Source organism: Chitinibacter sp. ZOR0017 (assembly GCF_000799095.1).
GTDB lineage: Bacteria > Pseudomonadota > Gammaproteobacteria > Burkholderiales > Chitinibacteraceae > Chitinibacter > Chitinibacter tainanensis.
In genome coordinates, this window is sequence record NZ_JTLG01000018.1 from 18,472 (window position 1) to 33,634 (window position 15,163).

The window sequence follows — 15,163 nt, forward strand, 5'->3', positions numbered from 1 at the left end:
GATGGAATTTCTCGTTCTCTCTCCGATTGCCAAAGTGGCCGGCACGGTAGCCCTGCCCGGCTCCAAAAGCATTTCTAACCGCACTTTGCTGCTGGCCGCGCTGTGCAGCGGGCAAACCACCGTGCGTGGCCTGCTGGCTTCGGATGATACCCAACGCATGCTCGAAGCCCTCGCCACTTTGGGCGTGAAGGTTGAACAAATCGGCGACAGCCGCGACTTTATCGTGCACGGTTGCGCGGGCAACTTCCCGAATAAAGACGCCGACCTGTTCCTCGGTAACGCCGGCACGGCGTTTCGCCCTCTGACCGCCGCCTTGGCATTATCCAACGGTAGCTATCACCTGCACGGCGTGCCGCGCATGCACGAGCGCCCGATTGGCGACTTGGTCGATGCACTGCGCCAAGCCGGTTGCCAGATTGATTATCTGGGCAATGAAGGCTTCCCACCGCTTCAAATCAAACCGGGCGTGGTGGCTGCTGATCGCGTACAAGTCAAAGGCAATGTGTCTAGCCAGTTTCTGACCGGCCTCTTGATGGCCTTGCCACTCTCCAACCGTGATATGACCATTGAAGTGGTCGGCGAGCTGATCTCCAAACCCTATATCGAAATCACGCTGAACCTGATGGCCAAATTTGGCCTGCAAGTCGAGAAAAAGAGCTGGAACGAGTTCCGTATCCCTGCCGGCCAAGTCTATCAATCGCCGGGCGAAATTTTTGTTGAAGGTGATGCCTCGAGCGCGTCGTATTTCCTCGCCGCCGGCGCGATCGGGGGTGGCGATGCTGTGCGCGTCACCGGCGTCGGTAGCGAGTCGATTCAAGGCGATAAACGCTTTGCCGAAACGCTAGAACAAATGGGCGCGCAGATCACGTGGGGCCCGAACTGGATTGAAGCAGCGCCCCCAGCGGACGGCCAACTCAAATCCATCGACGTCGACCTGAACCACATCCCCGATGCGGCAATGACGATTGCGATTGCCGCGCTATTTGCCAACGGTAAAACCACCATTCGCAATATCGAAAGCTGGCGTGTGAAAGAAACCGATCGCCTCTCTGCGATGGCGACCGAATTGCGCAAAGTCGGTGCAACGGTAGAAGAAGGTCAGGATTGGATTTCAGTCATTCCACCAGAGCAACTGACGCCCAATGCCGAAATCGACACCTACGACGATCACCGCATGGCGATGTGTTTCTCGCTGGTGGCTCTGGGTGGCGTACCGGTGCGGATTAACGATCCGAAATGCACGGCCAAAACTTTCCCGACCTATTTTGAAGAGCTAGGCCGGATTAGCCGCTAAGCACAAGCAGGGTATATCGCTGCAAGCCCTATCATAAATAGCTTGCAGCGGCATACCCCACAAATATAAAAGGAGCCAGTGGCTCCTTTTATATTTGTAGCTTGGCTCATGCTCCAGCGTGATGATTTAGCGGCGCTGGGTTTTGCCTTTGGCCGCGTTTTTCGCTTTGCCGGCCTTACCCGCTTGCGGCGCTTTGCGGCTAGAAGATTTAGACCGTTTCAACTCACGGCTTTGGGCGGTTTTTGGGCTGCGTAGCTGCTTGGCTTGCACTTGCTTGCTGCGCGCCTTTTTACTGACGCTAGGCTGCTTGGTGCGCACGGCCTTGCTTTCCACCCGGCCTTTACCGCGTGCTTTGGCAGCACGACGCTCGCCACGCTGACTGGCCTTGGCGGATTTGCCTTTCTTGGCCGGTGTGGCTTTTTCCGCACGCTGACTGGGGCTATTACTCGCCTGATTCGGATTAACGGTCGCGCGCTTCGTGATGGCGGTGGCCGCTTCCGGGCTATCAAAGGGCAAGGGCTCGTCTTCAGCCCAGACCGTACTACTGAACAGCATGCAGGCACTGACTAGCGCCAGCCCTGTTTTGAACCAATTCTTCATTGACTACAAGCCCTTACACACGGCACGACAAGCTGCGCATTATACCGACTCACCTGCCGCACCGCCGGTTTATTTGCCCGATTTTCGCCCCATTAGGCGGCTAAATCACATTAGATTTTGTTAACGTTTTAAACGCCAATCCGCACCAAAAAAGCTTGGCGTCAGATTTAAAAATTATGCAGAAAGCATCCTGTGATGTTGTCAACCTTTTTTCAGCTACTACGTGTTTTCCCCAACATGTAGTCATTGACTCGCTAGCTACAAATGGTACGATGGCGAAAATTCAGCGATACCAGTTCGACTGAATTTACCCTGAGCACCGCCCGGCCAAGCATGCCCGACAGTCGCTCTACATAAAGCGCCAGGTTGCGAACAATGAAGGATTTGCAACCTCTTCCGCCCGCGGAAACTGGCCATTACCTTCAAATGGAGTGGGACTTTATGCATAAGAAAGTACAACTAACGGCGCTGTTGGCCGCGATGTTCCTCAGCGCCAGCGTTTGGGCCGCCGAATGGAGCTCAAGCGCGGTCTATACCGGCGGCTCGATCGTGACGTATCAGGGTCAATCTTACAAAGCCAAGTGGTGGACTACCGGTGAAATCCCGGGCGCCAGCCAATGGGGCCCATGGGAAAAAGTAGCCAGCGGTGGCGCGACCCCAGCACCGACCACGGCGCCAACCGCAGTACCAACGGCGGCCCCAACGGTTAAACCGACCGTGGCACCAACGACTGCACCAACAGCGACGCCAAAACCTACCGCTGCACCGACTACGGCGCCAACGGTAGCGCCGACCGCGACACCAAAACCGACTGTCGCGCCAACAGCAGTTCCAACGGTGGCACCAACTAGCGCGCCAACGCCAACCGCTGCGCCAACTGGCACCCCAAATCCAGGCACAGGCTTGCCAAAATGTGAAGCCGCTTGGAACTCAGGCAGCTCGTACGCTGGTGGCGCCAAAGTCAGCTTTAACGGCGTGAATTACACCGCCAAATGGTGGGCCAATGTCGGCGCTGAGCCAGGCAAAGATGCCACTTGGGCCGCAGCGGGCAACTGTGATGCCAGCGGCTTGCCAACCCCAGTACCAGGTGGTGGCGGCTCAACGGGCGGCGTGCCCACTAAAGCGGAAGCAGAAGCTTACGCCGCTACGCTGACCAATAGCGATATCTTCCGCAAGGTAAAAGCTTCGGTACGCACCCTGCCAAACTCAGTGGTGGAAGCGGTAGCGCCAGGCCTGATGAGCAATCCAAGCAATGTGAAACGCGTGGAAGCCATCCTGCCCAAAGCGAAGTGGGATTACTACTTCTCGAAAGCGCACCCAAGCTACACTTACACCCGCTTCTTGCAAGCCACCGCTAAATTCCCAGCCTTCTGTGGCGACTACACCGATGGCCGCAATGCCGATGAAATCTGCCGCCGCTCGCTGGCTGCTTCATTCGCGCACTTTGCCCAAGAAACCGGTGGTCATAGCGTAGAGCAATACGGCAACCCAGAATGGCTGCAAGCGCTGGTGCACGTGCGTGAAATGGGTTGTACTGAAGACGGCACCGGTTGTGGTTACAACACCGAGTGTACCGATCCAGTCTTTAACAAAGTATGGACTTGCGGCACCGACGCGAAAGGCGGCTTCAAGAAATACTTCGGCCGTGGCGCGAAACAGTTGTCTTACAACTACAACTACGGTCCATTCAGCCAAGCGATGTTTGATGGCGACCAATCCGTACTGTTGAAAGATCCGGATCGTGTCGCTGAAAGCTGGTTGAACCTGGCGTCTGCCGTGTTCTTCTTCGTGTATCCACAACCACCAAAACCATCGATGCTGCACGTGATTGATGGCACTTGGGTACCGAACGACTTTGATAAATCGCGTCAGCTGGGTAACGACTTCCCAACCACGATCCAGATTATCAATGCCGAATGCCAAGATTCACCCACCAAAGCAGCGGCGCAAAATCGTCTGAACTACTACACCGAGTTTGCCCGTGATCTGGGTTGGGATATTACGAAAGAGTCGATGAAATGTTCAGGCATGGGCCGCTTTGATGGCGCATCGTCTGCCGCATTTAACATCTACTGGGAAAAAGACTGGAAAGTCGGCGGCGACAACAAGTGTCAGCTGGTAAGCTACCAGACCCCATACAATGCCCTGATCGACGGCCAATACACCAAGTGTGTGGAAGCCAACTGGGGTGTTACTCTGAAGTAATTGAATTAGCTAGCCTCTAGCGATATACGCCACCTAGGTATCTAGGTGGCGTTTTTTATTGCCGCTGCAAATGCGCGCTATACGTTGGCCAACTAGCCGAGTTGCCATCGCTTCACTATGCTAAAGCCATACGACTGCCGGAAACCATCATGAGCGAACTGATCGCCACGCGGCTGGGGCTACGCATTGGCTTGGCATTTGCCGGTCTGGTCTTGCTCACGCTGCTGTTCGGTTTACTGATGGGCAATGAAATCAACCACAGCTATCAGCAGCTCGCCCAAGAGCTATCGCGCCAGCACCGCGCCTATAGCAGCGTGCAAGCCCTGCGTGCCGACTTTGGCGATCTGCGCCGTTTTGAAAAAGATGTTTTTCTAGCGGTCGATATTCCTGAACACGCCAGTTTTAAATGGCGACAGTGGAATCAGGAGCTCAACCAAGCTTATGTGCGCCTGGGGCAGCTCGAGCAAACCCTGCCCGAGCAAAAAAACCTGGCCCTCGCGCAACTACGGAGCGCGCTCGACGAATACAAAAATGGCTTTCTGACCGTGGCCGAGCAAGTGCTGGCGGGCCGCTTTCGCAGCGCCGAAGAAGCCAACCGCGCCTTTCTATTTCGCCGCACCTTTATCCATCAATACCAGAATGCTATCGACGCGCTGATTCATTACAGCGAACAGCAAGAGCAACTCCTACTGCGCCAGCTTGATGAAATCCGCGTGCGCCGCCTATGGCAACTCGCGGGCGCGCTCTGCACTTTGCTCATCATCAGCAGCTTGGTGGCGGTGTTTATCACCCGTAATAGCTTGCGCGTGGGGCGCGAGCTGGAATATCAGGCTACCCATGATAGCCTCACCAAACTCCTGAATCGGCGCGGCTTTGAAATGCAATTGGCCAGCGCCCACCGCGGGGCGATTTTGTATCTGGATTTGGATCAGTTCAAATTGGTGAACGATCTGTGCGGCCATAGTGCGGGGGATGAATTACTCAGCCTGCTGGCGCTGCGCTTTGGCCGCCTGCTCCCCGCGCAAGCCAGCATGGCGCGTTTTGGTGGCGATGAATTTTGCATCTTTTTACCTAATGCCGATGCCAGCCAGGCGAGCGAGCTGGCGCAACAGCTACTGCGCGAAATTCAGAATTATCCCTTTGTTTGGCAAGGGCGTTTGTTTAGCCTGAGCGGCGCGCTCGGCATCGCCATTGCCGATGGCCAGCAAAGCCTGCGCGAACACATTATGCGCGCGGATACCGCCTGCGCCATCGCCAAAGAGCGCGGCACCGGGCAAATTGCTTTTGCCACCGAGGTCGACCAACAACACCATCAGCTGCAATCACAAATGAGCTGGGCGGCACAGCTACCGCAGATGCTGCAACAAGACCGCTTTGTGCTGTTTATTCAGCATATGCAGGCCCTCAAATCCACCGGGGCGCAACACAGCGTGCCAGACCACGCCGAAATATTAATCCGCGCGCTCGACGAGCAAGGTGAGCCGGTACCCCCCGGGCAATTTCTGCCCGCGGCCGAACGCTTTGGCCTGATCGGCAAGATAGATCGCTGGGTCACCCGCACCATCTTGCAACAGGCGTTACCACCGCACACCGTCTACGGCATTAATTTATCGGCCGCCTCGCTCGGGGATCACGCTTTTTTACACACCTTGCGCGACTGGATTCAGGCCAGCCCCACCCCGGCCCAGCAGTGGTGTTTTGAAATTACCGAAACCGCCGCCATGACCGATATTCAGGCGGCGCGGCATTTTGTCTCCACCCTCAAGCAGCTGGGCTGCCGCTTTGCGCTGGACGATTTTGGCAGCGGCTTTTCTTCGTTTAGCTACCTGAAAGAGCTGGACGTAGATTACCTGAAAATCGATGGCAGCCTGATCCGCAATCTGGAGCGCAATGCCTCCGATCTCGCGCTAGTAACTGCAGTGGTACAGATGGCCAAAGCGCTGCGACTGAAGATCGTGGCCGAGTTTGTCGAAAACCAGCACCAGCTCGAAATCCTGCGCGATTTGGGCGTGGATTACGCCCAAGGTTATGCGGTGCACCGCCCTGCTCCATTACTGATTCAGCCCGTGAAAGAAACTTGAGCTACGTAAGGTCGGCAACTAAGCTGATTAAGCAGCTTCTGTTTATCGGCTTTGGGATCTTGGCATGACTATCTTTCGCTCACTGCATTTGCGCCTCAAACTCCAGCTGGCTTTTTTGCTGGTTTCCCTGCTCACGATCGGGGTGTTTACGGCGCAAGCCATCCAACAGGCCAAAACGGCCGCGCTTGAGCAAATCGATGGCCAACTCAAAATGGCGGCCCTCGCCTATGTGCAAATCATCGGCCCCAACTACCACGACAATCTACCCCCGCGCGAACAGGTTGATCTCAAAGCCAAGCGGCAGGAAGCCGAACACGTCACCGCTGTGACCAAGGCGCTGGGGGTGAGCTATCTGTACACCTTTATCGTCAACGGCAGTCAGGTCACCTACACCACGGCCTCACTCTCGGATGATCAGCTTAAAGACCCTAATCACGAGTTTTATCTGAAGCCTAGCGATGTACCAGAAACCGATGCCGCCACCATCCGCGCAGCACAGAGCGGCAAAATCGAATTTGAAGAAAGCACCAGCCCGCAGTATGGCTTTCTGCGCACGATTCTGATGCCGGTAAAAAACAGCAAGGGCGAAAACTACGTAGTGGGCGTCGATCTGGATGCCAATCTGGTTCATCAGCACATTCGCGACGCGATCTGGCAAGCGGCCTATACCGGCATTGTGATGCTGGTGGTGGCGATTGTGGTGTCGTTGCTGCTGGGCAATGCCATCGCCCGCCCGCTGGTACGCCTGCGCGACATGATGCATTCGCTGACGACTGGGGCTGGCGATCTGACGATTCAGCTACCGGTGCAATCAGGCGATGAAATCGGCCAGATTGCCACCCACGTCAACACCTTTATGGGGCAATTGCGGCAGATGTTCAGCACCGTGCGTGATGAAACGGTCAAACTCACCAGCGGTGTGCAACGCATCGATCAAATGGCGCAAATCTTGAGCCAGGGCGCGAGCGATCAAAGCGATGTAGCGAGCTCTACCGCCGCCACGATTGAAGAAATCACCGTTAGCATCAATCACATTGCGGATAATTCCCAAGATGCCGAGCGGCTAATTGAGCACACGGGCGAGGTCTCCCGTCAGGCCACTCAGCGCGTGCGCCAGGCCGCGCAGCAGGTGGGGCAGATTTCCAGCCGGGTTTCTACCCTCTCCAGCGTGATGCACGAGCTGGAGCATCATTCGCAGCAGATCAACAGCATTATCGATGTGATCAAGGAAATTGCCGACCAAACCAATCTGCTGGCGCTCAATGCCGCCATTGAAGCGGCGCGGGCTGGCGAGCAAGGCCGCGGCTTTGCCATTGTGGCCGATGAAGTGCGCAAGCTGGCCGAACGCTCAAGCGAAGCCACAGTCGAGATCAGCCAGAAAATCAGCGCGATGCGCGCACAAACCCAGCAGGCTACTCACAATATGGATCTGACCACCACCACGGTGAACGATAGTGTGGAGCTAGCGGAAACCGCGGCGCTGCAAATCGAAGACATTCAGCGGCAAATGAGCGAAGTGATTTCCGGCATTAAAGGCATCGCCGAAGCCACCAGCGAGCAATCGATGGCCACCACGCAAATTGCCCAAGCCGCCGAGCGGATCAGCAATATGGCCGAAGAAGGCAATCAATCAATCGGCTCGGCGCGGCAAGTGATTAGCGATCTAAATCATCTGGCTGGCCAGCTGGGCCAGATGATCAGCCGCTTTAAACTGTAAAGTTTTCAAACGGTAAAATGGCTCTCAAGGCTTATCCCATCAGGCTTTACTCAGGCGCAGTGGCCGGCCGCGCAGGCTAGGCCATTGCACCAGCAACACCCCGCACAAAATCCCCGCCCCACCCAGCCAGTGATAGCTCGCGAGACGCTCGCCCAAGCAAAACATCGCCATAATCGCGGTAAACAGCGGCAGCAAATTCATATAAATCGCCGCCTGCTCGCTACCCAATTGCGCCACGCCCTGCATCCAGCAGTAGGCCGCCAGAATCGACGACGCCAGCCCCGCATATAACACCAAGCCAGCTGCAGCGGGTGAAACACTAAGCGTTGTGGCCGTCGCCGCCAGTGGTAGCAAGGCCAGCAGGCTAAACAGAATCTGCACATACAAGTTAAACCAGTGCCCCAATGGCAGTTGCCAGCGCCGCAGCAAAATCCCGTACAGCGCATAGGCCGCCGTACCCAGCAACATCAGCCCATCACCACGGTTTACGCCATGCTGCCATAAGCTCGCCGGCTGGCCCTGTCCGAGCAGATACAGGACTCCGGCTAGCGAAACTATCACGCCCAGTACTGCCTGCTTGCCGGGGCGCACGCCAAAAAGCAGCGCATTCAACAGCAAACCCAGCAGCGGCATCAGCGCGCAAATCACCCCCATATTGGTGGCCGAAGTAGCATGGGCGGCAAAATAGGCCAGCGATTGATACAGCACCATGCCCAGCAGCGCCAGCGTGGCGTATTGGCCGGCATGCGCCCAGATCTCCGCTCGCGCGCGCCACACCACCCGCCAACACAGCGGCGTCAGCACCAGTGCGGCCAGCAACCAGCGATAGAGCGAAATCGCCGCAGGGTCAATCATGCCCGCCGCCGCCTTAGACACCACGGTATTGCCCGCCCAGATCAACACGGCCAGTACCGGATACGCAAATTGAGGCATGCGCACTCTCCTCTCGATTCAATATGCCGGCCAGTCTAGCAATGACCATTTGAATGTTTATAATGAAAAACCGCCAAACCGATATGGTGAAACCGCCAAGATGGATTGCCCCTATACCCCGCTCGATCTCACCCTGCCCACCCCGGCGCCGCTCTACCTGCGGCATGAAGCCGTTGAAGCGCACACTGGCTACGCGCTGCACCGGCATCCGTGGGGGCAGCTCAATCGCATTAATCTGGGCCTGCTGGAAATCACGCTGGATCAGGAAACGCTGGTCGCGCCGGCGGATTTTCTGGTGTGGGTGCCCGCCGAAGTGCCACATGCGGCCTACATCAGTCAGGCGCTGGCCTACAGCTCGGCCTATGTCAGCCCGGAGTGGGCCGCGCGACTGCCGGCCAAGCCGTGCTTGCTGAGCCAAACGCCGCTGGTACGGGCGCTGTTTGATGATTTTTATCAGCGCCAAGTGCAAGCGCTGAGCAGCCCGCTCGATCAGCAACAAGCCGAGCTGCTGCTCGGGCGGCTGTGCCTCACCCCCAAGCAAGGCTGCTATCTGCCCCATAGCGAGCATCGCCAGCTAGCGCCGATTTTGCGCGCCCTGCAGGCGCAGCCCGGGGATAATCAACCACTGAGCGCCTGGGCTGCGCAAGTGCACACCAGCGAACGCACCTTGGCACGGCTGTTTCAGCGCGAGCTGGGGATGAATTTTGGCCAATGGCGCCAACGGCTGCGCCTGCTCACCGCCCAGTCCTTGCTGAAGCAGGGCGTGAGCATCGCCGATATGGCGTGGCAACTGGGCTATGGCAATCCGTCGGCCTTCATTGCCATGTTTCGCCAGCACACCGGCCTTTCACCCGAGCGCTATCGCCAGCAATCTCTCGATACCTAGGCAGGTATTGCCCTAGGAGCAATATCCACCATGGCCTATACGGATATACCCAAGAGGCGTGGCAAGAGTTGCTGCAATGCTGCCGGGCGATTGCTGCACGCCCCGCCACGGCTGCGGGCCGTGGGCGCTAGCGCCAGATCATAAGGATTGCGTCCGGCAATCAGCGTGAGTTTTTCCATCGGCAAGCTGGCGATCAGCGCCGCCTGCTGAGCAAAGCGGGTGGCGTTATAGCTTTGGAATACCAGTTGCGGCGCCGCTGCGGCCGCGGCCTGCACATAGGCGGCCTCTTCGGCCGTGACCTGCGGGCTAATCACAATTTCATGCACCGGCCAGCCGGCGGCCTGCAGAGAGGGCAATAAAGTCCCGCGCGCGCTCACCGAGGCGCCCAGCGCCACCTCATCAATCTCGGTGCGATGGCTCAGCTCAACCGTCACCAGCACCACTGGCTCACCCGGCTGCAGCGGCGGGCCATAAAACTCGACACCCGCAGCCTGAATCTCGGCGGCCAGCTGCAAGGCGGCGCTTTGCTGCAAGGCCTGCGGCTCGCGCGGCAAGCTGGCCCAGTCTTGCACCACAGCTTTGGCTTTCAAGGCCAAGATTCGCGCCACACTGGCCTCGACTTGCTCAACGGCAATCAGCCCCTGTTTCACGGCTTGCGTCAGGGCCGCCACGGCACCTTGCTGGCGCGCCAACGTGTGTGACACCAGCGCAATATCCGCCCCAGCGGCAATCGCCTGCACCGCGCCCTGCACCGTGCCATCGCCCGCGGGCCAGGCCGGGTTGAGGGGCCGGCGGCCAATTGCATCCATCTCGAGGCAATCGGTAATGATCAGGCCCGCAAAGCCCAGCTCTTCGCGCAGCAGGCCGGTGAGCACCGCGCGCGAGAGTGTGGCCGGGGTATTGGGATCGGGCTCAATCGCCGGAAACACCACATGCGCCGTCATAATCGCATCTACTCCAGCCGCAATCGCCGACTTAAACGGCACCAGCTCCACGCTATCGAGCCGCGCGCGGTCATGCGGCACCAGCGGCAAGGCATAGTGCGAATCGGTGGCGGTATCGCCATGGCCGGGGAAATGCTTGGCGGTGGCCGCCAGCCCCGCGCGCTGAATACCGCGCAGCGCCGCCAGGCCATACACGCTCACCGTGGCGGCATTTTCGCCAAAGCTGCGCACGCCAATCACCGGGTTTTGGCGGTTGTTGTTGATATCAAGGCTGGGGGCGAAATTAATATTGATCCCCAGCTGGCGCAGCTCATCGGCCGCATAGTAATGCAGCTGCTCGCAATCGGCCGGGCTGCTGCCGCGCACCGCATGTGAGGCATAGCCCGAGGCATAGGCCATGGGCGAAGGTAACGGAGTCATGCCTTCTTCAATCCGCATCACCATACCGCCTTCCTGATCGATACCGATCAAGAGCGGAATCGTCGACACTTCGGCGTTGATTTCCTGTAGCTGCCGGCATAGCGCCGCCACCTGGCGGGGTGATTCGATATTACGGCGGAACAAAATAAACCCGCCCACTCGCTGCTCACGAATCAACGCCGCGCTGGCGGCATCGACGGTCGTACCCGGCAGGCCCACCATCACCAGCTGGCCCAGTTGTGCCTGCAAGGTGGCACTGATCATCTGAAACATGCTTCACTCCCGGCGGCCAAACCGCCATTGCGCCGGGCCTTAGGCCGCAGCAGATTGTGCTTGAAGGTAGGCAAGCGGCAGCACCTGAATGGGGTTGTCCGCCACGGCCAGATTGGCCCACAGCCAGTTCAGGTGCGCCACCAACTGCGCCCCGCCGGCATGCGGGCGATCTTTGCTGGTATGCGCATCACTCACCACCGTTACACGATACCCCAGGGAGGCAGCGCGCCGGACGGTCGTATCCACGCAGAAATCCGAGGCATACCCCGTGATCCACAACGCCTCGATCTGTTCAGCGGCCAGCGTGGCTTGCAAGGTGGTGTCCAGAAAACTATCGGCCGAGCTTTTAGCGATCACGCTATCCGTCGGTAGCCGCGCCAGCCCCGGATGCAGCGCCCATTCAGGTGAGCCCTGCGGCAAGTCGGCTTCATGGTGCTGGATAAAGATCACCGGCAGCTGCCGCTGTCGCGCCAGCGCGATGGTGGCATTGATTTGCGCCAGCGTTGCGGCTCCGCAGGTGGCCGGTGGGCTTGATTCAATCAGGCCGGTTTGAAAATCAATCACCAGCAAAGCTGTCCGCATCTGTGCTTACCCGTAAAAAAGGGCAGCCGCGCCTGGCGCCTGCTGCCCTGAGTTCTGCTAATGCTCACACCAAGGTGAGCCGCCGCTTAGGCAGCCAGACGGCGCAACACTTCGTCGCGACCAATCAGCGCCAGTACGGCATCCACCGATGGCGTATTGGTAATGCCGCACACTTTGGCGCGCAGTGGCATACCCACTTGCGGCATTTTCACGCCTTGGGCTTTGACGAAGTCTTTGATAAACGCGCCCAGCGTCGCCGCATCCCAGCTTGCCAGTTGCGCAGCTTCAGCGGCAAATACTTTCAGGCGCTCTTCCGACTCGGGGTCGAGGTGTTTTTCAACGATCTCGGCGGTGGGCGTTAAGGCCTGATAGAAATACACTGCCTGCTCGGCCATCTCGACCAAGGTCTGGCTGCGATCTTTCAGCAGCGCGCATACCTCGGCCAGCGCTGGGCCGCCCTCGGTGGCGATGCCCTTGTCAGCCAGAAAACCGGCCACGCGCGCGGCCAGTTTGGCTGGATCGGCGGCTTTGATGTATTGCGCGTTGATCCACAGCAGCTTGTCGCGGTCCATCCGGCTCGGGCTGCCGCTCACATCTTGCAGATCAAACCACTCGACAAACTGCGCCATCGAGAAGATTTCATCGTCGCCGTGCCCCCAGCCTAGGCGGGCCAGATAATTGAGCAGCGCTTCGGGCAAGATACCCTGGCTGTCGTAATCCACCACCGACACGGCATCCCGACGTTTTGAGAGCTTCACGCCCTGATCGTTATGAATCATTGGCAGATGGGCAAACACCGGCACAGCGGCCCCCATCGCTTCATAGATCACGATCTGGCGCGGGGTGTTGTTCACGTGGTCGTCGCCGCGAATCACATGGCTGATGCGCATATCGGCGTCGTCCACCACCACACAGAAGTTATAGGTTGGCGTGCCATCCGGGCGGGCGATAATCAGATCATCCAGCTCGTCGTGGCTGATTTCGATGCGACCTTTCACTTGGTCTTCCCACACCACCGAGCCACCGATGGGCGTTTTGAAACGCACTACGGGTTTGATATCGGCAGGGATAGCGGGCAGCGTTTTGCCATCTTCTGGGCGCCAAGTGCGATCGTAACGGGGCTTTTCGCCTTTGGCTTCCGCTGCAGCACGCTGAGCTTCCAGCTCTTCCTTGCTGCAATAGCAGTAATAGGCAGTGCCATTGGCGAGCAATTGCGCGATCACTTCCTTGTAGCGCTCCATGCGCTGCATTTGGTAGAACGGGCCTTCGTCGTAGCCCAAGCCCACCCAGTGCATGCCATCGAGAATGGCGGCAACTGATTCAGGGGTGGAGCGTTCCAGATCCGTGTCTTCGATCCGCAGCACAAACTGGCCACCGTGTTTTTTGGCATACGCCCACGAGAACAAAGCGGTACGCACACCACCAATATGCAGCAGGCCTGTAGGAGATGGCGCGAAACGGGTACGAACGGTCATGGCGACTAATCCGGCAAATTCCAAAGGCGCTATTGTAATGCAAAAGCGCGTGCTCGCCGCCACCTGCCAAAACAAAGGGCGATACACCCAGGATGTATCGCCCTCTAGACTATATTGATTGGCTTAGCGCACAATACTCTGCATATCATTCCCGGCCATCGCCAAGCGCTCGGGGCGATTGGGCTTGAGTGTACTGTTGATTTCCAGCGGCAGGTTTTCTGGATTCAGCACCACCACGGTCTCCGAGACCACGGGCAGCACGGTTTTGCTCGGCGCTTCAAAGCGCGCGAGGATGTCGTAATACGATTGCAGGCTTTCCACAAAGATCACCGGCTCGCCACCGCGGGCATAGCCATATTTCAGCGTACTGAAATATTCGGGCTTGCGCAGCAGCGGCAGTACCGATTTCACATCCGCCCAGCTGTTGGGGTCTTTCTTCATCCGCACCGCCAGCGTGCGCGCATCAATCAGATGGCCCATGCCGATGTTGTAGGCGGCCAGCGCCAGCCATGTGCGATCAGGCTCGGGCGCACGATCAGCCAGGGTGTCTTTCAAGAGCTGAATATATTTGGCGCCGCCAATAATGCTTTGATAGGCATTGGTGCGATCCACATTCATGCGCTGTGCAGTTTCATTGGTCAGCATCATGATGCCGCGCACGCCGGTGGGCGAGACCGCTTCAGGGTTCCAGTGCGACTCTTGATACGACAGGGCCGCGATCAGGCGCCAATCCAGCCCGGTGGTGGCTTCGGCTTCTTTAAACCATTTTTTATAGCGGGGCAGCGTGTTTTGAATGCGGCCCAGATAGGCCAGCGCATCGAGCTGATCTACGCGATTTACGTGCCCATAGTAACGATCCAGCAGGCGGCGCAGCGAGCCATCGGCCAATTGTGTCTGGAAAAACTCGCTAATTTTGGCCTGCAGCTCGGTATCTTGTTCCGGCATCACCCACGCCAGCTGTTGCCGGCTGGCAATCTGGCTGGAGGTCATGATATTCGGGTAGTAGTTTTGCGCGACTTCGGCCGCATGCGAATCCACCAGCGCGAATTCCAGCTTGCCTTGCGCCACTTGTTCGATCAGCGCTTCGCTTTCGCCCGCGCCCACCACTTCCCAATGCAGGGCTGGGGCCGTTTGCTTCAGCTTTTCCAGCGCCGGTACATACTGCGGCAAGGTGCTGAGCGTCGCCAAGCCTTCCTTGATCGCTTTCAGTGCGGTTTCTTCGCTGGTTTTACCGCTGAACACCAGCCGCGCTTCCACGTCTTGATAAGGCGTGCCATAAATCAGGCCAGAAACCTGATCCAGTGGGCCACCCACGGCCAGATGCGCCTCACGGCGCTGCAGGCGCGCCAGCATATCGCTGTAGCTGCTGCTGACCTGGAAACGCACTTTCAGCGCGTTGCGTTCGGCAAATTTGGAAATCAGGTCGTATTCCAGACCGGCATAGTTACCCTCGGCGTTCACATACAGTGACGTCGGGCCGTTTTGCACCAGCACGATAAGTTCTTTCGAGTCTGCCCACGACAATACGCGCTGCGCCGGAGCTTGTTCCATCTCCCCGCAACCAAACAGTAACAATGTGGACAGTGCTAGCAAAAACCGCTTCATGCCTTCCCTTCGCTAAATTCGAACGGACGGATTTTGCCTGCATGCCCTTGAAAATACAAACAAAAATCCCTGCCAAACATTACCATTGGCTAATAAAGCCAGTTTTCCCACCGGCAAAAAGCAAGACAAAATCAAAACAATAGAAATA

The 15,163-nt window shown here is 57.8% G+C and carries 11 protein-coding genes; 5 read left to right on the forward strand and 6 right to left on the reverse strand.

Annotated elements, in window-relative coordinates; translation table 11 throughout:
- The first annotated feature begins 1 nt into the window (after position 1).
- Positions 2 to 1,294 carry a 3-phosphoshikimate 1-carboxyvinyltransferase gene (aroA, locus tag L991_RS06450; protein WP_047393523.1) on the forward strand — a complete coding sequence of 431 codons (1,293 nt, stop codon included), beginning with the start codon at positions 2 to 4 and terminating at the stop codon, positions 1,292 to 1,294.
- 126 nt (positions 1,295 to 1,420) lie between these two features.
- On the opposite strand, the gene L991_RS06455 is transcribed toward aroA, so the two are convergent.
- Positions 1,421 to 1,894 (reverse strand): hypothetical protein, encoded by a 474-nt coding sequence (locus L991_RS06455; protein ID WP_047393525.1) that lies wholly within the window; start codon positions 1,892 to 1,894, stop codon positions 1,421 to 1,423.
- A 441-nt stretch (positions 1,895 to 2,335) separates the two neighbouring features.
- On the opposite strand from L991_RS06455, the gene L991_RS17475 reads away from it, so the two are divergent.
- The 3 genes from L991_RS17475 to L991_RS16460 all read left to right on the forward strand — a co-directional run bounded on the left by L991_RS17475 (position 2,336) and on the right by L991_RS16460 (position 7,897).
- Entirely contained in the window at positions 2,336 to 4,099 is a 1,764-nt protein-coding gene (locus tag L991_RS17475) for a glycoside hydrolase family 19 protein (RefSeq protein ID WP_197053830.1), read from the forward strand.
- 149 nt (positions 4,100 to 4,248) lie between these two features.
- A complete protein-coding gene (locus L991_RS06465; RefSeq protein ID WP_052190679.1) occupies positions 4,249 to 6,180 on the forward strand; it encodes a bifunctional diguanylate cyclase/phosphodiesterase in 1,932 nt (643 codons plus the stop codon).
- Positions 6,181 to 6,244: 64 nt separating this feature from the next.
- Positions 6,245 to 7,897: a methyl-accepting chemotaxis protein gene (locus tag L991_RS16460; protein ID WP_052190680.1), complete on the forward strand. Its 1,653-nt coding sequence runs from the start codon at positions 6,245 to 6,247 to the stop codon at positions 7,895 to 7,897.
- Between the two features lie 39 nt (positions 7,898 to 7,936).
- Here L991_RS16460 and L991_RS06475 read toward each other — a convergent pair whose 3' ends face one another.
- Positions 7,937 to 8,830 carry a DMT family transporter gene (locus tag L991_RS06475; protein WP_047393527.1) on the reverse strand — a complete coding sequence of 298 codons (894 nt, stop codon included), beginning with the start codon at positions 8,828 to 8,830 and terminating at the stop codon, positions 7,937 to 7,939.
- Between L991_RS06475 and L991_RS06480 the strand changes: the two genes are divergently transcribed.
- Complete coding sequence (locus L991_RS06480; protein ID WP_231550498.1) at positions 8,829 to 9,716, forward strand: helix-turn-helix transcriptional regulator; 888 nt, start codon at positions 8,829 to 8,831, stop codon at positions 9,714 to 9,716. The genes L991_RS06475 and L991_RS06480 overlap by 2 nt on opposite strands.
- A gap of 35 nt (positions 9,717 to 9,751) precedes the next feature.
- Here the strand turns inward: L991_RS06480 and nagZ are convergent, their stop codons facing one another.
- The 4 genes from nagZ to mltF form a co-directional block, all read right to left on the reverse strand.
- Positions 9,752 to 11,353, reverse strand: a complete 1,602-nt coding sequence (gene nagZ / locus L991_RS06485; protein WP_047393529.1) for a beta-N-acetylhexosaminidase — start codon at positions 11,351 to 11,353, stop codon at positions 9,752 to 9,754.
- A gap of 39 nt (positions 11,354 to 11,392) precedes the next feature.
- Positions 11,393 to 11,935 (reverse strand): isochorismatase family protein, encoded by a 543-nt coding sequence (locus tag L991_RS06490; protein WP_047393530.1) that lies wholly within the window; start codon positions 11,933 to 11,935, stop codon positions 11,393 to 11,395.
- 86 nt (positions 11,936 to 12,021) lie between these two features.
- Complete coding sequence (gene gltX, locus L991_RS06495; protein WP_047393532.1) at positions 12,022 to 13,410, reverse strand: glutamate--tRNA ligase; 1,389 nt, start codon at positions 13,408 to 13,410, stop codon at positions 12,022 to 12,024.
- Positions 13,411 to 13,533: 123 nt separating this feature from the next.
- Positions 13,534 to 15,015, reverse strand: a complete 1,482-nt coding sequence (gene mltF / locus L991_RS06500; protein WP_052190681.1) for a membrane-bound lytic murein transglycosylase MltF — start codon at positions 15,013 to 15,015, stop codon at positions 13,534 to 13,536.
- Between the last annotated feature and the right edge of the window lie 148 nt (positions 15,016 to 15,163).